The sequence below is a fragment of the Clostridium intestinale DSM 6191 genome (assembly GCF_900130055.1).
Classification (GTDB): domain Bacteria; phylum Bacillota; class Clostridia; order Clostridiales; family Clostridiaceae; genus Clostridium_T; species Clostridium_T intestinale.
On sequence record NZ_FQXU01000005.1, the window covers coordinates 180,812 to 201,206 of the forward strand.

Consider the following 20,395-nt stretch of genomic DNA (forward strand, 5'->3'; position numbering starts at 1 on the left):
CATAATATTTTGTTTATTGAATAAGATAATATTTTTCTTAAGTTCTATCTTTGATTATCGAACCTTAAGATAGGATATCGATAATGGGGAAATGAGCCTATGTAAGCTTTACCACAGAAACTGAAATTTTAAAGCTATTAAAACCAGTAACCTGTTCTTGAGCGTCTGGAAGAGGGAAATGTAGAACTGAGGACTGTCCTAGTCGAGAATTATTTAAGCATTGCTACTTTCGGACAGGGTTTGACATCCCTCTCTCCACCAAATACTCAATTAGATAGTAATTAAATGTAAAGTCCTTGATTTCAAGGGCTTTATTTGTTTTTAAGTTGTGAGCATGCATTTTTTAGTGATTATACTCTCCCTTTATAATTTGCAAGATAATAATACATTGACAAAATCAATTAAATAGAATAAAATTTAATTGTGTAAAATACAATTTAAAACAAAAAGCTATTACTTATAGATTTAGTCAAATGTTTATATGAAAGATATAGACTTATAAGTAAATAAGGTTATGAATTTGCAAAGGAGGTTATTATGCAAATTATCTTAGATATTTTAGTTATTGCTGTAGCGCTTGAACATATTTTTATAATGCTACTGGAGATGTTTTTCATTAAATCATCAGTTGCTAGAAAAACTTTTAATATAGATAGTAAACTTCTTGATAGAAAAGAAGTAGGAGTTATGTTTGCAAATCAAGGATTATATAATGGCTTCTTAGCTGCAGGATTGTGTTGGAGCTTTTTTGTACCAGAATTAATGTCAACGCAATTAAGGTTTTTCTTTTTAGGATGTGTAATTATTGCTGCTATATATGGAGCAATTACATCTAATAAAAAGATTCTTGTAAAGCAAGGTGGTTTAGCCATATTAGCAATGATTTTATTAATAATAATTTGAGCTATATCATAATTATTTATAGATAATCATGATAATGTAAAAGATAAATTTAAAGATTACAATTTACGAAGTAAATTGAGTTATATAAAATATTTAAAATTTAGGAGGTTATTTATTATGAATAATACAATAGATAAAATAAAAAATCATAGATCAATAAGACAATATCTAGATAAAGAGGTTTCAAATGAATTAATAGATGAAATTCTTAAGAGTGCTCAGGCTATGCCTAACTCAATTAATGGACAACAAACATCTGTTATAGTTGTAAGAGATAAAGAGAAGAGAGAGAAATTATCAGAACTTGTTGGTAATCAACCATATGTTGCAAAGGCTCCAGTATTTTTAGTGTTTGTGATGGATTTTTATAGAACTAATCTTGCAGGTGAAAAAACTGGTATGAAGCAGGTAATTCATGAAGATGTAGAAGGTATTCTTGCAGGATCTGTAGATGTTGGAATAGCTTTAGGAGCTTCTGTTGTTGCTGCCGAATCTCTTGGACTTGGAACAGTACCTATTGGTGGTATCAGAAAAAATCCAGAAGAAGTTATAGAATTATTAGGATTACCTAAATATACTTTCCCAATGGTAGGATTAGTAGTTGGATATCCAGCTGATGAATCACATAAAAAACCTAGAGTTCCTTTTGAAAGTTTTAGGCATGATGAAGCTTATGATATAAAAGCTGTTGAAGACTCAATTAATGTTTATGATGAAGAGATGGATGAATATCTAAAGGAAATTGGAAGAGCTGAGCAAGAAACAAACTGGAGTACTGTAACTTCAAGAGTTTATCAATCAGTTTATTATCCTAAAGTTAAAGATGCTATTAATAAACAAGGCTTAAAAACTAAATAATCAATTTTATTGTGAGTAAAACCCTAGGCTAATTTGATTAGCCTAGGGTTTTTATTTTTATAGATTTTAAATTATCTTAGTGGGAACTATAACATAAATAAGCGAGCTTTTACTCTATAATTATTGAAAATAATTGGTTAAGCCTGTTTTATATGCGAAAATACTATATAATAAGGTTAGTATAAATTTTCAAAAAGATGTTATATTTGGCACATTTATTTATGGAGGAGATAAAATGATTACATATGAAGTTCCTGAGATTTTAAAAAAGTATGAAGACACAATAAGAAGCACTTACAGATATAGTAATGAAATAAGTTTTAAACGTGAAGAAACAAAACCATGGGAGAGTAAGTTAGGTGGATGTCCATATTTGAAAGATATTGAAGAGTATCCATTAGATGAAGATGGAGATCCTATGTTGTTTTTAGCACAGATAAATATATCAGATCTTGAGAAAATGGACGAGTTACCAGAAAAGGGATTATTGCAGTTTTTTGTTATGAATGATGATATGTTTGGTTTAGATAATCCCGTTGTTGTAAAATACATAGAAAACTATGAAGAGGATGAGGAGTTTTTAATAAAGGAAAATCCATATGAAAATAATAAAGAATATAAGTCAAATCTTCCTTTTTCACATAATGGAAAAATGTATTTTGAAACAAGGGAAATGCCTATATCTTCTTCAATAGATTTATTTGAAGAACTTTTTAAGGATGAGCTTACAGCAGAAGAATATGAGAAGCTAAGTGATGACTGCTACAGTTGTGATAGTAGAGTTGGTGGATATCCATATTTTGTTCAGCATGATAGTTTGGGTTTTGATGATGAGGATTTCCTTTTATTACAGCTAGATATAGATGATGAATGTGGCATTATGTTTGGAGACTCTGGAAACTGTGTTTTCTCCATTCCTAAGGATGCCTTGAAGAATAGAGATTTTTCAAAAGTGGTATATGATTGGCAATGTTGTTAATGAGTAAGACAAGTTATATGACACTTTTGAAGAGTTAGGAAGATGGACTCCTTGAGCCACATACAAGATTCAATATAATAACAGGCAAAAACAAAGCAAGTGATTGTATTTACACACATAGTCACTTGCTTTTATTATTGGTTAAACTAAAATATATGCCTAGTGCTAGAATTAAAATTGTGTGTTAACATATAACTACTAATAGGAAAGGGGCGTTAAATTTTGAGTTCAAGAATTTTAGTGGTTGATGACGAGAAAGAAATTGCTGATTTAATAGAAGTTTATCTAAAAAATGAAGGTCATAGTGTTTATAAATATTATAATGGGAAGGATGCACTTGAGTGCATTAATTCACAGCCATTGGATTTGGCTATTTTAGATGTGATGCTTCCAGATATAGATGGTTTTACGATTTGTCAGAGGATTAGAGAAAAATATTTTTTCCCTGTTATTATGCTAACAGCTAAGAGTGAAGATATGGATAAGATTATGGGTTTAACTATAGGTGCAGATGATTATATCACAAAGCCATTTAACCCACTAGAGGTATCGGCACGAGTAAGAACACAACTTAGAAGATATAATAATTATAATCAGGTTAAGGAAGTTAATATGGACTTAGCTGAAACTTGTAATGAATACGATTTTGATGGATTAATTATTAATCAGGATACTCATAAATGTACCTTATATGGAAAGCAGTTATCATTAACACCAATAGAGTTTTCGATTTTATGGCATTTATGTGAAAACAAAGGGAAGGTTGTTTCTTCAGAGGAATTGTTTGAGGCAGTATGGGGAGAAAAGTATTTTGATAATAATAATACAGTTATGGCTCACATTGGGAGGTTACGTGAAAAGATGAAGGAACCAGCTAGAAATCCTAAATTTATAAAAACAGTGTGGGGAGTTGGTTATCAAATTGAATAAGATAGATATGAAGGCTTTTGTAAGACGTATATTTCTCCATGTATTTGGGCGTTTTGTTTTAGAGGTTACAATATTTTCTGTAGTTTTAATGACTATAGGTTATTTAGTTTATGATCTTCTTAAAAGCCTTACACAGTATGACTTTTTTAAATTTATTGATTATAATAAGTCGATTTTATTTATGACTATATGGTTTTTTGGTTGTGTTGCTATTCTTGTGAGGTATTGGATTAAGACAATTAAATATATTACAATGGTAGCAGATTCAAGTACTTCTCTTATTAATTCAAATGGAGAGATGATTCATTTTCCACCTATATTAAAAGAGGTTGAGGATCAGATTAATGATCTTAGGGTACATGTGCTTCGAAATGAGCAAATTGCAAAAGAGGCAGAACAAAGGAAAAATGATTTAGTTATATATTTGGCTCATGATTTAAAAACACCTCTTACTTCTGTCATTGGTTATTTGACGTTGTTAAGAGATGAACAGCAGATTTCAGAGGAGTTAAGAGAACGATATCTCTCTATTTCTTTGGAGAAAGCTGAACGTTTAGAAGATTTAATTAATGAATTTTTTGAAATTACAAGATTTAGTTTATCAAATCTTACTTTAGAATTGACTAGTGTTAATCTTACAAGAATGTTAGAACAAATTGCTTATGAGTTTAGGCCCATGTTAATACCTAAAAATCTTAAATGTGAGTTAAAGTCTCCAGCTGATGTGATTATTAAGTGTGATGTGAAAAAAATAGAGAGGGTGTTTGATAACCTAATTCGTAATGCGATTAATTACAGTTTTGAAGGGAGCAACATTACAATTACTATTTCTCAAGATGAGAGTGGTGTTAAGTTAAAGTTCAGTAATTATGGTAATGTTATTCCAGAAGAAAAACTTAATCGTATTTTTGAGCAGTTTTACCGTTTAGATACTGCAAGAACTACTAAAACTGGGGGCGCTGGTTTGGGTCTTGCAATCGCAAATGAAATTGTTCAATTACATAAAGGAACTATTACGGCTTTTAGTGAAAATGACATAATTGAGTTTGAGATTTTTATTCCTAAACTTTCGTAGGAAAATCGTAAGAATTTCATTAAAGAAAAGTAGGTTTTTCTTATGGGAAAACGAAAATAGAATGCTTCCTGTTTCGATATAATTGGATTATCGAAGCAGGGAGCATTTTGCTTACAAAAAAATTATTTAATTAAAATATGGAGGTTTTATTATGAAAAAAATTATTATTCCGTTTATAATTTTAGCGGTTGGGGTGGGAATATTTTTAATGAGTGGCAGTATGACTGTTGATAGAATTAACCCATTTATTAGCACAGACAAGTACTATACAGTTATAAAAGAAGATGGTAAATATTTAGGAAAAGATAAAGTTCGTCCAGAGGATGAGTGTTATGAGCATGAGTTTATAGGCTACAACAATGAAGGTAAGGAACAAAAGATTATAATTAATGCAGCAAAGAAGTTACGTCATGGTGCCTATTTATTAATAGACTCTAAAGGAAAGAATGGAAAATACTACGAAGAAGTACAACCAGACCAAATTCCAGCAGCAATAAAAGAAAAATTAGATTCAAAATAGAAATTTTTATATATGTGAAAATATTGTAAGAAGAATTCATAGAAGTGTTTGAGAAAGGGAGAGGGTAAAAGATGAAAAAAGTATTAGAGGCAAGAAATATTTCAAAAGTATATGATACAGGTGAAAGTAAATTTACAGCATTAAAAGGAATTAGCTTACAGGTAAATGAGGGCGACTTTGTTGGAATCATGGGCCCTTCAGGATCAGGTAAAACAACTCTGTTAAATGTTCTCTCTACAATTGATAATACTTCAAAAGGAGAAATCTTGATTGACGGAAAAGATGTAGTAAGTATGAATGATGACAAATTAGCATTGTTTCGTCGTAACCATTTAGGATTTATTTTTCAGGATTATAATTTATTAGATACTTTAACTGTAAGAGAGAATATTGCATTACCCCTTGCATTATCTAATGTAAAGGCTAGAGAAGTAGATTCTCGTGTAATTGAAATTGCTAACAAATTTGGTATTAAAGATATTTTAGATAAATATCCCTATCAGATTTCAGGTGGACAAAAACAACGTTGTGCTGCATCACGTGCTATTGTGACAAATCCAAGTATAATTTTTGGAGATGAACCAACAGGGGCACTTGATTCAAAATCAGCAACAGATTTATTAGAAACTATAGAAACATTAAATGAAAATAATAAAGCAACTATTTTGATGGTAACTCATGATGCATTTGCTGCAAGTTATTGTAAACGCGTAATTTTCATCAAAGATGGAGAATTATATCAAGAATTACAACGAAATGATTTAACACGTAAGCAATTTTTCAAAAAAGTTGTAGATGTCATGTCTACTATCTCGGGAGGTTCTGTAAATGACGTTATCTAGTATTGCCTTTCGTAATATAAAAAGGAACTTTAAGGATTATTTTATATACTTTGTTTCTATAATTTTTAGTATTGTGATTTATTTTACATTTAAGGCATTGCAGTACAATTCTCAAGTGGTAGGAGATGGGGGAGATTCAAAGATTGCTGATGCCTTTAAAATTTCTAGTGTCATGTTGATTATATTTGTTGCAGTTTTTATTATTTATTCTAATGGATTTTTTGTACGTAAACGTAAAAAGGAAGTGGGATTATATTCGCTTCTAGGAATTCAAAAAAAGCAAATTGGAAAAATGTTGTTTTATGAAAACATGTTAATTGGGCTTATATCACTAGTAGTTGGTATTATAGTTGGAAGTTTGCTATCTAAGTTATTTCTTGATTTATTGATAAACATAATGGGATTAGAATTAAGTGTTTATTTTGAAATACCATTAAAAGCAATAATAGATACAGGGTTTATCTTTTTTGCAATTATATTTTATACATCAATTCAAGGGTATCGTTTGATTTATAGATTCAAGTTAGTTGAGTTATTTAGTGCTGAAAACGAAGGGGAAGCTATGCCGAAAGGCTCTGTTATTATAGCATTAACTTCAGTATTTTTAATAGGATCTGGGTATTTTCTAGCATTAATTTTTTTAGAGCTTCTTAAAAGGAATGTTAATTTCCTTATGGGTTCTCTATATATAGTGCTTTCAACAGTTTTGGGAACCTATTTATTATTTAAGTTTTTTACTGTTTTCATTTTGAAAAGAGCAAGAAAAAATAAGGCTTTATTTTATCGTGGAATAAATATGATAGCAACATCTCAGCTGTTATATCGTATCAGAGGAAATGCAAAATCACTTGCAACAATTGCAGTGTTAAGTGCTGTTACATTAACATCTGTAGGGGCTTCTGTTTCTATATATTACAATACCTTTATACAATCTAAAAAAGTTGCACCATTTAGTTATTCCTATGAAAAAAATGATAAAGAATTAGAGAATAGAGTAAATGTTATTTTAAATGAGGAAAAAGCTAACCATCCAGTAACCAATAGATTTGAAGTAGAAATGGTTCCAGTTAAAGGTAACTTTGAAGGAGAAAAAGTAGAGGAAATTAGAAATGCTAATTTTATTATTTCAGAATACTATCATTTCTTGTCTCAATCATCCTTTAACAGACTTTCAAAAGAAATGGGAACAGAGGAAGTAAGTTTAAATGATGATGAAGCCTTTGTGTATGATTATGCCTATGTTAAAGGATATGAGTTTAGTCCAATATATAAGGGAAATAAAGCAGTATTTCCAATTGGAAATGAGATGAAGAGATTAACAGTTAAAGGAGCAAATGAGAGTAGTATAACTAATTTAAATGAATTAGTTATAATTGTTCCAGATAAGGTGTACGAAAAAGCAAAAGAAGTAAATGGAGTAAAAACTGTTGAGAATATCAGTGTTAAGAATGAAATTAATGCTAAATCACTAACAGAAAAATTTAATAATATAATGCCTGTAGAAGAATTTCTAAGTGTGAGATCTTTTAATGATTTTTATACAGGATTTCAAAAGCAAATTCAAGTAACAGGCTTAATAATGTTTATTGGTATCTTTTTAGGGCTTGTATTTTTACTTGCGACAGGGTCAGTAATTTATTTTAAACAGATAACAGAAGCAAATATAGATCGAGTACGGTATTCCATACTTCATAAAATTGGAGTAACTAAAAAAGAGATGAAAAAGACTATAGCAAAACAAGTAAGATTCGTTTTTATAACCCCATTAGTTATAGGGATTTTACATAGCTTATTTGCTTTGATATCTTTATCTAAATTGATTCCATACAAAATCTTGATTCCTTTACTAATAAGCATAGGTGTGTATGTTCTTATCTACAGTGTATATTACCTTCTAACAGTTCGATCTTATTATAAGATTGTTAGAAGAAAGTAGATCATAGATAAAATGATAATTGGATTTCAAAGGTCACGTTTCATATCAACCATAAAAACCACGACAATACCTGTATAAGTATTGTCGTGGTTTTTTATTGCCATGGATGTTAGCTAATGATTTTATCTAAAAGATTTTTTAAATATTATTTACTAAAACAGTATTGAATTTAAAGAACTCATACCTATGGTGAGTTATTGAATATTCAAAAATCTTACCATTTTCTAAATAACATATTTTTTCAATTTCCATAATAAAGTCAGATTCAGTTAAGTTCAAATAACGTTGGTCGTTGGCATTAGCTTTATCACCCTCTATAGAGATGTGAGCACTTTGGATTTTAAGATTAAGTTCATTATTTATGTAATCATAAATTGATCCTTCTAAATGTTTTTCCTTTAGTCCAGGTATAACATAAATAGGCATATAAGTTTCTTCTAATATTTGTGGTTCGTTATCTACAGAGCGTAATCGTAAGATTCTATATATATATTCGTCTGTTATATTAAGTTTTTCTGCAATATCTTTAGTTGGTGTAATAATAGAAAAATCTATTACTGTTGATTTTAAGTGTTCTTTTCCAAATTTTTTAGAGTAACTTGAAATTTGATTTAATTCTACAGTAGTCTTACTAGACAAATTTTCCTTAACATAGGTTCCGGAGCCTTGTCGTCTTATCAGCATCCCCTGTTGGACTAATAAGTCTAATGCTTTAGTAACTGTAAGTTTACTACACTTGTAATGTTCAGCTAAAGAGCTTCCGTCTGGAATTTTTTCATTAGTTTTATAAGTATTATTATTTATCTTACTTTTTATATCTTCATATACTAATTTATATTTAGGTAGCATAGAATCTTCCTTTCTAAAATTGTTGCTATACATATTATATACTATATGCAAATAAAAGTATATATTTATATATGCCTTTTATTAATTGATATATATCTTTTGAAAAAGATATATATCAATTAATAAAACATACTGATTATTTTTAAAAAGATGTTGATTATTTTTAAAAAGAGATATATAATTGAACTTGAAAATGTTTTCTGATCGCGACAAGAAAATAATATATTAAGATGGGAGTTACTTATGAAGAAAATTTATAAATTTCCAGAAGGATTTTGGTGGGGAAGTGCCTCATCAGCTGAACAATCAGAAGGTAAGGGTAATACCGATAAGGGAAAAACAATTTGGGATCATTGGTTCCAGATAGAAAAAAACAGATTTTATGATGAAGTTGGACCAGAGACAACATCAGATTTCTTCAATAGGTACGAAGATGATATAAAATTAATGAAAGAACTTGGACACAATTCATTTAGAATGTCTATTTCATGGGCTAGATTATTTCCAAATGGAGATGGAGAAGTTAGTGAAAAAGCGGTTGAATTTTATAATAAGGTAATTGATACATTTATAGCTAATGATGTAAAGCCTTTTATTAACTTATTTCACTTTGATATGCCATTAGTAATGCAAGATAAAGGCGGCTGGGAAAGTAAAGATGTAGTAGAGGCATATGTGAACTATGCAGATAAGTGTTTTGAACTTTTTGGAGATAGAGCTGAACATTGGTTTACATTTAATGAACCTTTAGGACCAATACTTGGAGGCTACCTACAAGACTTTCACTATCCAAATATAATAGATTTTAAAAGGGGAGCACAAGCAGCTTATTATACAATACTTGCACATGCAAAAGTCATTGAAAGATTTAAAAAACACAACTTAAAATCTAAAATTGGTGTGATACTAAATCTTAGTCCAACCTATCCAAGAAGTTCTAATAAGTATGATATTGAGGCGGCAGAATATTGTGATTTATTTTATAATAGGAGCTTTTTAGATCCTTGTGTAAAGGGGGAGTTTCCTAATAAATTAGTAGACCTTCTTAAAAAATATAATCAAATGCCTATATATACAGATGAGGAATTAAAGATAATTAAGGAAAATACAGCACAGATTTTAGGATTAAATTACTATGAACCAAGAAGAGCGAAGGCAAGAGAAAATGCTGTAAATCCTAATTCTCCATTTATGCCAGAATGGTTTTTTGATTCGTATGTAATGCCAGGAAGAAAGTTTAACAGCTATAGAGGTTGGGAAATATACGAGAAGGGAATACTGGACCTTTGCAAGGATGTAAAAGAGAATTATGGAAATATAGAAGCTTTTATTTCTGAAAATGGTATGGGTGTCACAGACGAAGAACGTTTTATTGAAAATGGACAAGTTAATGATGAATATAGAATTGAATTTATTAAAGGTCATTTAAAATATGTTCATAAAGCAATTGAAGAGGGATGCAATATAAAAGGATATCACCTTTGGACATTCATTGATTGCTGGTCATGGATGAACGCATATAAAAATAGATATGGTCTAGTTAGTTTAGATTTAAAAACTCAAAAGAGAACAGTAAAGAAAAGTGGAGAGTTTTATAAACTATTAGGCGAAAATAATGGTTTCGAAGAATAAAAAGGGGGAATATAGAATGAATAAATTCTTTAATAAACTAGGAATGTTATCACAAAAATTAGGTGGACAAATTCATTTAAGGTCACTTAGAGATGCATTTGCATCGTTAATTCCATTTATAATTATTGCAGGTTTAATGATTTTCTTTAACTATGTTGTTATTGAACCAACAGGATTTATGTCTAATATAATTAACTCAGCAACATTAACTACTTGGCAAGATGTTGGAACATCTATTACTAACGGTACTCTAAATTTCTTAGCAATATTGCTAGCGGGTGCATGTGCATATCATTTAGCATTAAATAGAAAATTTGAAAATCCAATTGCACCAACGCTTTTAGCTATATCAATATTTGTTATTATGCTACCATTTATAACTACAGTTACACCAGTAGGAGCTAAAGAAGCAGTTCAGGTTGCAGGTGTTATTTCTTTTGGATCTACTAATTCAGGAGGAATGTTTGTAGGGATAATAGCCGCTATATTATCTACGGAATTTTTTATTTGGCTAACTAAAAATGAAAAACTTAAGATTAACATAGGTGGTGAATCAGTACCTCCTGCTGTAACAAAATCATTTAATGTCTTAATTCCTATAATGATTACTATTCTAACTTTTGCTATAGTATCATTTGCAATAAAGCAACTTTTTGGAACAGATATAAACTCTCTAATTTTAAAAACAATACAAAAACCACTAGTGGGACTAGTTACTAGTTTACCAGGATTTATAATATTAATGTTATTATCTAATTTACTATTTGCAATAGGAATACATCCAGGCGGAGTAATTGCTCCAATTATGGATCCAGTATTATATACCACTATGAATGAGAATATGATTGCTTTTTCTCAAGGGCAACCAATTCCTAATATAATAAACATGGCATTTAAGGATACCTTTGGAGTAATGGGTGGTTCAGGTAATACCATCGCATTGTTAATTGCTATATTTTTATTCTCTAAGAGAAAAGATTATAGAGATATAGCTAAACTTTCTACAGCACCAGGTATATTCAATATTAATGAACCAGTTATATTTGGGTTACCAATAGTATTTGATTTAACACTAATGATACCTTTTGTATTGGCTTCCCCAATTTGTTTAACAGCAGCATATTTTGTAACTAAGATAGGCTTAATGTCACCTGTAGTAATTCAAACACCTTGGACTACTCCACCAGTTTTATCAGGATTTTTAGCAACAGGCGGTGATTGGAGAGCTTCGGTATTCCAAATAATTATGATTGGACTTACAGTTTTATTATATATTCCTTTCTTAAAGGTTGCAGAGAAAAAAGCGGTTGAATAAGAAAAAATAAGTATAAACAGATAAAAGGAGATGTTTTAATGAAAAAGATATTGTTAGTTTGTAATGCAGGAATGTCAACATCAATATTAGTACAAAAGATGAAGAAAGTAGCTGAACAAAAAGGCATAGAGGTAACAATAGAGGCTATACCATCAACAGATTTATCTCAATTTTGGCAAAGCTCAGATGTAATTCTAATAGGACCTCAAATTGGATTTATGAAAGATAGTATAAAAGAAACAGTAGAAAATAAGATACCAGTAGAAGTTATTAATATGGTTGATTATGGAAGAATAAATGCAGATAAAGTTCTAGCTTTAGCTATAGATTTAATAAAATAAGGTGGTTTGAAATGGACGGAATGGAACTAATTGCTTTCAATATTATCAGTAATGTTGGAACAGCAAAGAGCATGGGAATTCAGGCATTAATTAAAGGAAGAGAAGGAAAAAAAGAAGAAGCAGATAAATTACTTGAAGAAGCAGCTTCGTTTTTGAAAGAAGGACATAAGTCACATGCACAACTTATACAAGAAGAAGCAAAGGGAAATAAACAAGAGCTTTCACTAATACTTATGCATGCAGAAGACCAATTAATGGCATCAGAAATAATTTTATCTTTAGCTAAAGAGATGTTATATATGCAGACAGAAATTAATGATTTAAAGAATAAGTAGTAGAAGAATAACATGAAGAAACAAAGCAAGTGATTGTATTTACAAATATAGTCACTTGCTTTTATTATTGATGTTAATTGTATAAAAACAGCATAAAATATCACTCATCATCATTTTTAGGATGGTACAATTACATTAATTAGTTATTAATAAAGTAATAGGAGTGATTATTATGATGGAAGATACTCTTAGACGTTATAAAGAGCATGATATTATGACAGAAATTAAAACAATGAAACATATGGTTAGGGGCGTTGAAAAGGACATAAAGACTATTGTGGATTATGTTCAAAATATATTGCTTCATCAACATTGGAGTGAAGCTTATGGATTGAAACTTACAGAGGAAAGAAAGAGAGAACCCTTTATAAGAAGCTTTGAAGACAAGCTGATTTTCTTAAAAAAACTAGGATATAATCATATATCAGAGCAAAAGCCTAATGAAAATAAAATGATAGGAATATGTCGAGATTTTTCTGTAGCTTCAACTGCACTTTGCAGAGAGGTCGGGATTCCTGCAAGAGCAAGATGCGGTTTTGCTAGTTATTTTGAGAAAGGAAAATATATTGACCATTGGGTTCTTGAATATTGGAACGAAGATAAGAAACAGTGGGTAATGGTAGATGCCCAGCTAGATACTCTTCAGCAAAAGGCGCTAAAGCTTCCTTTTAACCCCTTAGATGTAAGTGAAGAATATTTTATAACAGGACCAAGAGCTTGGCTAATGTGTAGAGAAGGATTAATTAATCCAGAGGTATTTGGAATTTTTAAATGGTGGGGATATGACTATTTAAGGTGCAACTTAATTCTAGATGTTAATTCATTATTAAAGATTCCAATGCAGCCATGGGACATGTGGGAAGGATATAAGAGTATGGCAATAGAAAAGTGGAGTGAGAAAGATTATGAGGTGATGGATAATCTATCTAGACTTGCTCTGGATGTTGATATTAACTATGACTCCTTATATGAATATGTGCAGATAAATGGTAAGATAAAAGTACCTGAGGATTTAGGAAAGGTCATAATAGTCTAGAATAAGGGGATAAATATGTCTTATATAGATTCCATGGAAAAAGCGTTAGTTTATATAGAAAGTCACTTACAGGATGATATTGATTTATCTTCTATTGCAAAAGAAGCAGGATATTCTCTTTATCATTTTCATCGTATTTTTAAAGGAGTTGTAGGTGACTCAATCAAGGATTACATTAGAAAGAGAAGAATTACTGAAGCTGCAAAAGAACTAGTGGGTACAAATAGGTCTATTGTGGAAATAGGTATAAGTTATGGGTACGAGTCAAGAGAGGCATTTAGTAGAGCCTTTGAAAAAGTTTATGGAAGAAACCCTTCAGAGGTAAGAAGAGATAATTTGCTTTATTTTATTAGGGAGCCAATGAACTTTGATTACATGATGTTTCAGTTGAAGTTAAGAAAAGAAGGATTAACACCTTTATTTCGAAAGCTCCCTGAAAGATATGTGGTAGGTAAGAAGTGGAAGGTAAAGGCAGATGGTAGTAATCTTCAAGACATACCATTGTTTTGGCAAAAGTGGAATACCCAAAAAGAGAGTGAAAAAATAACAGAACGTAAATATACTAATGAAATTATGGGGATTTGTATATTTTCAGAGGAAGACGTTTTTGAGTATATGATAGGTCATGAGGTTAAGAGTATAGAAAATATTCCTGAGGGTATGGTACTCCATAAATTAGAACAATCCTTTTATGCAGTCTTTAGAAGTATGGGACCAATAACAGAAAGTGTACAAAAAACTTGGTACTACATCTATTCAGTATGGTTAAATGAATCAGAATATAAACACAGAAACACTGATGATATCGAATATTACTTTTATAATAACGGTGAACTTGTTGCTGAACTTTATATACCTATTATAATAAGATAAAGCCTATAAGTTTACTGATTATGGTATTATATCCTTAATAAGGTCTTGAAGACGTAATAAATAGTAAAAATATGATGGGAAATGGAGTGATAACTTGAAGATTTATATTTCAGCTGATATTGAAGGAATAAGTGGGGTTGTAAGTAAAGCTCAGCTTAGTCCAGAGGGATATGATTATCAAAGAGCAAGAATGCTTATGACAAAAGAGGTTAATGCAGCTATTGAGGGTGCTATTGAAGCTGGCGCAAAGGAGATAGTAGTAAATGATTCTCATGGACCTATGACTAATATTATTATAGAAGCTTTAAATCCAAAAGCAGATCTAATAACTGGTACCCCTAAAAAACTTGGAATGATGGAGGGAATTGATGATACCTATGATGGGGTTATTCTAATAGGATATCATTCTAAAATGAATACTCCAGGTGTTCTAGCTCACTCATATCATGGAGGAGTTGTTTCTGATATAAAAATTAATGGAAAAAGTTTTGGAGAGTTTGGTATTAATGCTTTTGTTGCTGGTTACTTTGATGTTCCTGTGGTTTTGGTTTCAGGTGATAATATATTATCTGATGAAGTTTCAGCCATAAATGATAAAATAGAAAAAGTTGTTGTAAAAATAACTCAAGGAAGATATGCTGCTAAATGTATATCTCCAGAAATAGTTCATGATATGATTAAAGAAAAGGTTAAAACAGCCTTATCAAAGATTGATAATATACCTTTAACTACAGTCAATGGGGCAATTGAGTTAAAAGTTAGTTTTTTAAATAGTGGTTTAGCTGAAGTTGCATCAATTATGCCTCGTACAGAATTAATTGAGCCTAATGTTGTTTTATATAATGCGGATAATATTATAGAAAGCTACAGAGCTTTAATGGCAATGATTCATATAGCGAGTTCTATAAATTAGATTACTTTGCATATGAAGAGGATGGGTTTTATGGAGAAAGAATTAAGTTTAAAAAAAGTTGATGAAAGCAATTTTATTGATTGCTTTAATTTAAAACTTGGATATGGTCAAGATAAGCTTGTATCTCATCCAGTTCGTAGTTTGGCTCAGGCATATGTATATTATAATCAATGTACTCCCCTTGCAATTTATGAGTATAACATTATTGTAGGATATGTTATGGTAATTTACGATTATGATGAAGAAACATATAATATCTGGCATATGATGATTGATGAGAAATACCAGGGGAGAGGATTAGGAACAGAAGCCCTGAAATTATGTATAAACTATATAAAATCAAAACCTTTTGGGAATTCAAATGATGTTCTATTAACTTGTAATTTTGATAATTCTCATGCAATTCATATTTATGAAAAGTTAGGTTTTAAAGATACTGGAGAACGTGATGATGATGAAATAACTATGAAGTTAGTAATTTAACTTCATATACAAAATGATTATAAGTACAACCCCTCCACAGTGAAAAATATGTTGTGGAGGGGTTGCTTATTTACCTAATATTATAGTAATTTAACCAGCTTTTCTAATGTTTCAGATAGTTCTTTCGCTAGCATAAAGTCTTTAACTCTTAAGGCTGCTTCTATTTGTGTTTCAATTGATTTTTTATTTTGTTCAATTTCTAAGTAGTCTTTGCCAAAATGATTAGCGTATATTCTTTGTCTAAATTTACGCATACGCACTTTTCTAATGGTCTTATCTTCAATGATTAAAACAGAATCCATACAGTTTACTACGGTATAGAAATCATGAGAAATCATTAAGATAGCACCTTTGTAGTTTTTTATAGCTTTTTCTAATGCTATTTGTGAATATGTATCTAAATGACTTGTAGGTTCATCAAGTAACAATAGGTTTGCTTGACTTGCAGAGATTTTAGCTAGTTGAAGCATGTTTTTTTCTCCACCAGATAAAGCACTTATTTTCTGATTAACTGATTCTTCATCAAAACCATAGTCTAAAACATGAGCTTTAATATCATCACGAGTTTTAAAACCAGCATCAAAGAACTCTTCAAGTATTGTATTAGATTCATTTAGTGTTTTGTTTTGAAGCTGAGATAAATAAGCCACAGTAGCATTCTCATTTATTTTGATAGCAGGATTATTATTTTCAAAGATTTCTTGTAGTAAAGTGGTTTTCCCTGTACCATTTGAACCTATAATAGCTACTTTTTCAGTAGGGTTAAGTTCGAAGTTAACATTTTCTAAAAGCACATCATCAAAGGAAACATTATAATCATTAACTTCTAAAGCAAGACCTTCTTTAATTTCATCATATGTAAATAGATTGATATTAGGTTCTTTAATCTCTATAAATGGCGCCTTAATTCTACGTTTTTCTAATCTTTCTTGGATTTTAACTCTAGCGTTTAATGTTCTTCCTCTAAATGCTTCGGCATTATCAGTTGCTATATCTCTTAGCTTCTTTATTAAGAGTTCGTTTCTAGCAATTTCTGCATCATCCTCAGCAGCAAGTTCTTGAAGTTCAATTTTAGTTTGAAGTAAGGAGAAGTTATAATCTATATAGCTTCCATCAAACTCTTGTAGTTCCAGGTTCTCAAGATGAAGAATTTTATTGAAACAATGATTTAATAGATATCTGTTGTGAGTAATAACTAACATTGTTCCTTGGTGTGAATTGATTAGATCTTTAAGGGATTTAAGGTTCTCAAAGTCTAAAAACACATCTGGTTCATCCATTATAATTAAGCTTGGATTATTTAGCATTGCCTTAACTACTTGAATAAGTTTAAATTGCCCACCACTAAGCTCAGACATCATTGAATTTTTATACTTAATTAAATCTGTAAGATTTAACTGTTTATCTATAGTATTTTCGAAATCATTACCACCTATTGCGTCAAAAGCATCTAAAGCTTCTTGGTACTTTTCTAATAAAGTATCAATATCTGATGAAGTTTCCATTTCAGTACATATAGCTGTTATTTCATTTTGTAGTTTAATGAAGGATTCGCCTATATATTCGAAAACTGTAACATCTTTCCCTTCGTCTAATTTAGGGAATTGACTTACATAACCAATTCTACAATTAGGGTCTATCTCTAGGGTACCATCAAACATATATTTTTCAGGATCCATTATCATATCTATAAGTGTACTCTTTCCACTGCCATTTGTTCCTATAAAGGCACAATGTTGATCTTCTTCTAATGTAAATGAAATATTATTATATAGATCTTTTTGTGGATATGAATAGGATAAGTTATAAGCTTTTATCATATTATTACCTCTCTTTACAATTAAAAAAGAGCCTATGAAAATAAGCTCTTTAGTATATTAATTTACTAATTTAAATTTCACACTTAGGTTTATGTTGAAAAGACTTTTATTAAGTTTAACATTGATAGCATAACACCTTTTTTTACTAAGTTCAATGATTTCATACAATAAACTTTCTTATAAATTATGGTAGAGTCATTGACAAAGAATTTAGATGTAATTAAGATGAAATTAGTTGATGCAATAATTTATAAAAGGGGTATGATTATGAAGAAAATGAAAAAACTAGCAGTGGGCTTAATTTTAATTATATCAACAACAATGCTATATGGATGTTGGTGGCAAAACCCTGATTTTATTACACATAGCTACTTTGGGGACGCTAAAAATGGCCATGCTGATATTCAAAAATTATTTACCATGATGGAAGATGAATCAAATCAAAACATTAAGAAAGATTTTAACGGCAATAGTTTTTCAGAAGAAACTCAAAATAAATTATTGAAAAAGCTAAAGGGGATAGATTATAAGGTTGAGAGTGAAAATATTGATGGGGATAGAGCGAGGGTTAGGGCTAATATAAAAGGGATGGATTTAAATATTATTGTAGGAAAGGCTATGGAAGAAACTTCCGGTTACATACATGAACAAGCTCTTTCTGGAGTTCAAATATCTGAGAAAGAAAAAAATGATTACTTTGATAATTTGGTTAATAAATATTTAGATCAAGTTACTTATAGTGATAGAGTATCATATGTTGATGTGGAAAAGGTTGATAAAAAATGGATTGTTAAAGAAAGTGCTGCAATATCGAAGTTGTTGTTAGGAATTGATGAATATACTTTCGGTAATGAAAATCAAAATCCAGAAAAAGTACAAGCAATGAGTTTAAATACTCCATTTACAGTAGAAACTGAACTAGGAAATTATAATTTAACTATTGAAGATGCAAGAGCAATAGGTGCAGGTAAATGGTATGAATTTGGTGTTAATAAAGTAGTTTTAGATTACAATTATGAAAATATAAGCTTTGGGGTAAATAATGTTACTATGCTTTATATTGGTGAATCTGCCTTTCAAGTTTTAGATGATGAAGGAAATATTGTTGATACATATCCAACATCTGAGGAAAGTAGGATACCTGAAAATATTGGAATAGGAGAAAAGTGTTCAGCAACTGTAACATTTAAGCTTAAAAGTGATAGCAAAAACTTAAATGTTGTATTTACAAGAGGAAGTCGAAAAATATGCAAGATAACAGTTCCAATTAATTAAATATATATGAAATAGATATAGAACATATTGGTTTTTAGAAATAGATGTGATAATATTTAGTAAGAAAATAGTCGGATTTTGTAACATATAAGTAGATTGGAGAGACGTTTATGATAATCGATAAAATGGACAATATCTTATTGTATAAATCAATGGTTCCTAATTTAGAGGTTGGTTTAAATGCTATAAAACAATTAGAGGTTTTTGAAGAAGGCAAGTATACCTTTGAAGGTGGATTTTACATGATTCAAAAAGGTGAAACTAAATCTTTAGAAGAGGGAACTTTTGAAGCTCATCGTAAGTATATAGATATTCAGATCCTTGTAGATGGCAGCGAAGAGGTTGCTTGGTCAGATATTAAAGATCTTACTACAGTAATTGAATATGATGATATAAAAGATGCAGAACGTTTTGAAGGAGACAAGAGTCACAATATTCTTGTATCAAAAGGTATGTTTTACATAGCATTTCCTCATGATGCACACAGAGCAACAGGACATACAACTGAAAAACACAGTTACACTAAAATAGTAATGAAATTGCCAGTGGAAGCTTAATAAATATAAATAAACCAAGTGATTATATGATAAAACCTATAATCACTTGGTTTTTTATTGCAGTTACACAAATCTACTTACAGCATGATATAAAAATAAGAATTATTTAGTTATATCAGGAATTTATAAAAGTAAACTCTAGTGGGTTTTTGTCAACTAGTCTGGGGTAGGTATATTTAGGATAACCAACCATAACAGCTCCAGTGATTTTTTTGCTGAGTGGTATATTAAATAATTTTAGAAGTGGGGAATCTTCTTTCATTGCAACTCTTTCAAACATTCCAGCCCAGCAAGAACCTAATCCTAGTGTTGGTGCATATAACTCTAAATAGGATAATGAAATGATAGAGTTTTCTCTTCCTCTTGGAAAGTTTGAGTCAGAGATTGCAAGAATAAGACTTGATGCTCCTCTTAAAATTGTATCAATTCCTTCTTCACGATAAGGTTTTGTAAATTCACTTGATACATTGTTTTTTTCAAATTCTTTTATAACAAGCTCAACAGCTTTATCAAGCATCTTTCTGTCATCTATTATAACGTAGGAGATACTTTGTAGATTATGGCCACTAGGTGCATAATGAGCTATGTTTACAAGGTCTATTAGTTTTTCTTTTGGGACAGGAGTTTCTTTATATGAGCGAATGGAACGTCTTGAACGAAGAAAGTTTTCTGCTTCTTCTGGGGTTAGTTTTGGGTATTTTTTTGAACTTACTTGATTTGATAAAGGGGTTTTTATGTTATCAATTGCTTCTCGTGGGCATATAGCTACACAATGGCCACAAGCTATACATTCTTCAGACAAGGTTTCCACAGGTCCATTCTTTTTAAGTTTTAATATATGCTCTGGGCATTCATTTACGCATAAACCGCACTTAATACATTTCTCTTGATTAACAGTTATTAAATTCATTTAATCGTCTCCT

The 20,395-nt window shown here is 30.2% G+C and carries 21 protein-coding genes; 18 read left to right on the plus strand and 3 right to left on the minus strand.

Annotated features, from left to right (window positions below; translation table 11 throughout):
- The first annotated feature begins 537 nt into the window (after positions 1-537).
- The 8 genes from BUA92_RS07400 to BUA92_RS07435 all read left to right on the plus strand — a co-directional run bounded on the left by BUA92_RS07400 (position 538) and on the right by BUA92_RS07435 (position 8,043).
- Positions 538-903 carry a DUF1304 domain-containing protein gene (locus tag BUA92_RS07400; protein ID WP_073018321.1) on the plus strand — a complete coding sequence of 122 codons (366 nt, stop codon included), beginning with the start codon at positions 538-540 and terminating at the stop codon, positions 901-903.
- A gap of 117 nt (positions 904-1,020) precedes the next feature.
- The gene (locus tag BUA92_RS07405; protein WP_073018323.1) at positions 1,021-1,761 is read left to right on the plus strand and encodes an NADPH-dependent oxidoreductase; all 741 of its coding nucleotides are present in this window, start codon (positions 1,021-1,023) and stop codon (positions 1,759-1,761) included.
- A 235-nt stretch (positions 1,762-1,996) separates the two neighbouring features.
- Entirely contained in the window at positions 1,997-2,740 is a 744-nt protein-coding gene (locus BUA92_RS07410) for a YwqG family protein (RefSeq protein ID WP_073018325.1), read from the plus strand.
- Positions 2,741-2,962: 222 nt separating this feature from the next.
- Positions 2,963-3,670 carry a VanR-ABDEGLN family response regulator transcription factor gene (vanR, locus tag BUA92_RS07415; RefSeq protein ID WP_073018327.1) on the plus strand — a complete coding sequence of 236 codons (708 nt, stop codon included), beginning with the start codon at positions 2,963-2,965 and terminating at the stop codon, positions 3,668-3,670.
- Positions 3,671-3,677: 7 nt separating this feature from the next.
- Positions 3,678-4,745 carry a sensor histidine kinase gene (locus BUA92_RS23845; protein ID WP_083553462.1) on the plus strand — a complete coding sequence of 356 codons (1,068 nt, stop codon included), beginning with the start codon at positions 3,678-3,680 and terminating at the stop codon, positions 4,743-4,745.
- Positions 4,746-4,896: 151 nt separating this feature from the next.
- Positions 4,897-5,265, plus strand: coding sequence for a YxeA family protein (locus tag BUA92_RS07425; RefSeq protein ID WP_073018330.1), 369 nt, complete (start codon positions 4,897-4,899; stop codon positions 5,263-5,265).
- A 71-nt stretch (positions 5,266-5,336) separates the two neighbouring features.
- Entirely contained in the window at positions 5,337-6,107 is a 771-nt protein-coding gene (locus BUA92_RS07430) for an ABC transporter ATP-binding protein (protein WP_073018332.1), read from the plus strand.
- Positions 6,094-8,043 carry an FtsX-like permease family protein gene (locus tag BUA92_RS07435; protein ID WP_073018334.1) on the plus strand — a complete coding sequence of 650 codons (1,950 nt, stop codon included), beginning with the start codon at positions 6,094-6,096 and terminating at the stop codon, positions 8,041-8,043. Before BUA92_RS07430 ends, BUA92_RS07435 begins: the two co-directional genes overlap by 14 nt.
- Before the next feature lie 138 nt (positions 8,044-8,181).
- Here the strand turns inward: BUA92_RS07435 and BUA92_RS07440 are convergent, their stop codons facing one another.
- On the minus strand, positions 8,182-8,892 hold the full coding sequence (locus tag BUA92_RS07440; RefSeq protein ID WP_073018336.1) for a GntR family transcriptional regulator: 711 nt from the start codon (positions 8,890-8,892) through the stop codon (positions 8,182-8,184).
- 243 nt (positions 8,893-9,135) lie between these two features.
- Between BUA92_RS07440 and BUA92_RS07445 the strand changes: the two genes are divergently transcribed.
- The 8 genes from BUA92_RS07445 to BUA92_RS07480 all read left to right on the plus strand — a co-directional run bounded on the left by BUA92_RS07445 (position 9,136) and on the right by BUA92_RS07480 (position 15,820).
- Positions 9,136-10,524 (plus strand): glycoside hydrolase family 1 protein, encoded by a 1,389-nt coding sequence (locus tag BUA92_RS07445; protein WP_073018338.1) that lies wholly within the window; start codon positions 9,136-9,138, stop codon positions 10,522-10,524.
- 16 nt (positions 10,525-10,540) lie between these two features.
- Positions 10,541-11,839 carry a PTS sugar transporter subunit IIC gene (locus BUA92_RS07450; protein WP_073018340.1) on the plus strand — a complete coding sequence of 433 codons (1,299 nt, stop codon included), beginning with the start codon at positions 10,541-10,543 and terminating at the stop codon, positions 11,837-11,839.
- 38 nt (positions 11,840-11,877) lie between these two features.
- Positions 11,878-12,180, plus strand: coding sequence for a PTS sugar transporter subunit IIB (locus tag BUA92_RS07455; protein WP_073018342.1), 303 nt, complete (start codon positions 11,878-11,880; stop codon positions 12,178-12,180).
- Positions 12,181-12,191: 11 nt separating this feature from the next.
- Entirely contained in the window at positions 12,192-12,515 is a 324-nt protein-coding gene (locus BUA92_RS07460) for a PTS sugar transporter subunit IIA (protein WP_073018344.1), read from the plus strand.
- Between the two features lie 172 nt (positions 12,516-12,687).
- Positions 12,688-13,551, plus strand: a complete 864-nt coding sequence (locus tag BUA92_RS07465; RefSeq protein ID WP_242950104.1) for a transglutaminase-like domain-containing protein — start codon at positions 12,688-12,690, stop codon at positions 13,549-13,551.
- A 15-nt stretch (positions 13,552-13,566) separates the two neighbouring features.
- On the plus strand, positions 13,567-14,424 hold the full coding sequence (locus BUA92_RS07470) for an AraC family transcriptional regulator (protein ID WP_073018346.1): 858 nt from the start codon (positions 13,567-13,569) through the stop codon (positions 14,422-14,424).
- 94 nt (positions 14,425-14,518) lie between these two features.
- A complete protein-coding gene (locus BUA92_RS07475) occupies positions 14,519-15,337 on the plus strand; it encodes a M55 family metallopeptidase (protein WP_073018348.1) in 819 nt (272 codons plus the stop codon).
- Between the two features lie 30 nt (positions 15,338-15,367).
- Positions 15,368-15,820, plus strand: coding sequence for a GNAT family N-acetyltransferase (locus BUA92_RS07480; RefSeq protein WP_073018350.1), 453 nt, complete (start codon positions 15,368-15,370; stop codon positions 15,818-15,820).
- Between the two features lie 80 nt (positions 15,821-15,900).
- On the opposite strand, the gene BUA92_RS07485 is transcribed toward BUA92_RS07480, so the two are convergent.
- Positions 15,901-17,640, minus strand: a complete 1,740-nt coding sequence (locus tag BUA92_RS07485) for an ABC-F family ATP-binding cassette domain-containing protein (protein ID WP_073018352.1) — start codon at positions 17,638-17,640, stop codon at positions 15,901-15,903.
- A gap of 267 nt (positions 17,641-17,907) precedes the next feature.
- On the opposite strand from BUA92_RS07485, the gene BUA92_RS07490 reads away from it, so the two are divergent.
- Together BUA92_RS07490 and BUA92_RS07495 are read left to right on the plus strand one after the other, a co-directional pair.
- Positions 17,908-18,915 carry a hypothetical protein gene (locus BUA92_RS07490; protein ID WP_073018354.1) on the plus strand — a complete coding sequence of 336 codons (1,008 nt, stop codon included), beginning with the start codon at positions 17,908-17,910 and terminating at the stop codon, positions 18,913-18,915.
- Positions 18,916-19,025: 110 nt separating this feature from the next.
- On the plus strand, positions 19,026-19,472 hold the full coding sequence (locus tag BUA92_RS07495) for a NanQ anomerase/TabA/YiaL family protein (RefSeq protein ID WP_073018356.1): 447 nt from the start codon (positions 19,026-19,028) through the stop codon (positions 19,470-19,472).
- A gap of 115 nt (positions 19,473-19,587) precedes the next feature.
- Here the strand turns inward: BUA92_RS07495 and BUA92_RS07500 are convergent, their stop codons facing one another.
- Positions 19,588-20,382, minus strand: coding sequence for a nitroreductase family protein (locus tag BUA92_RS07500; protein ID WP_073018359.1), 795 nt, complete (start codon positions 20,380-20,382; stop codon positions 19,588-19,590).
- Between the last annotated feature and the right edge of the window lie 13 nt (positions 20,383-20,395).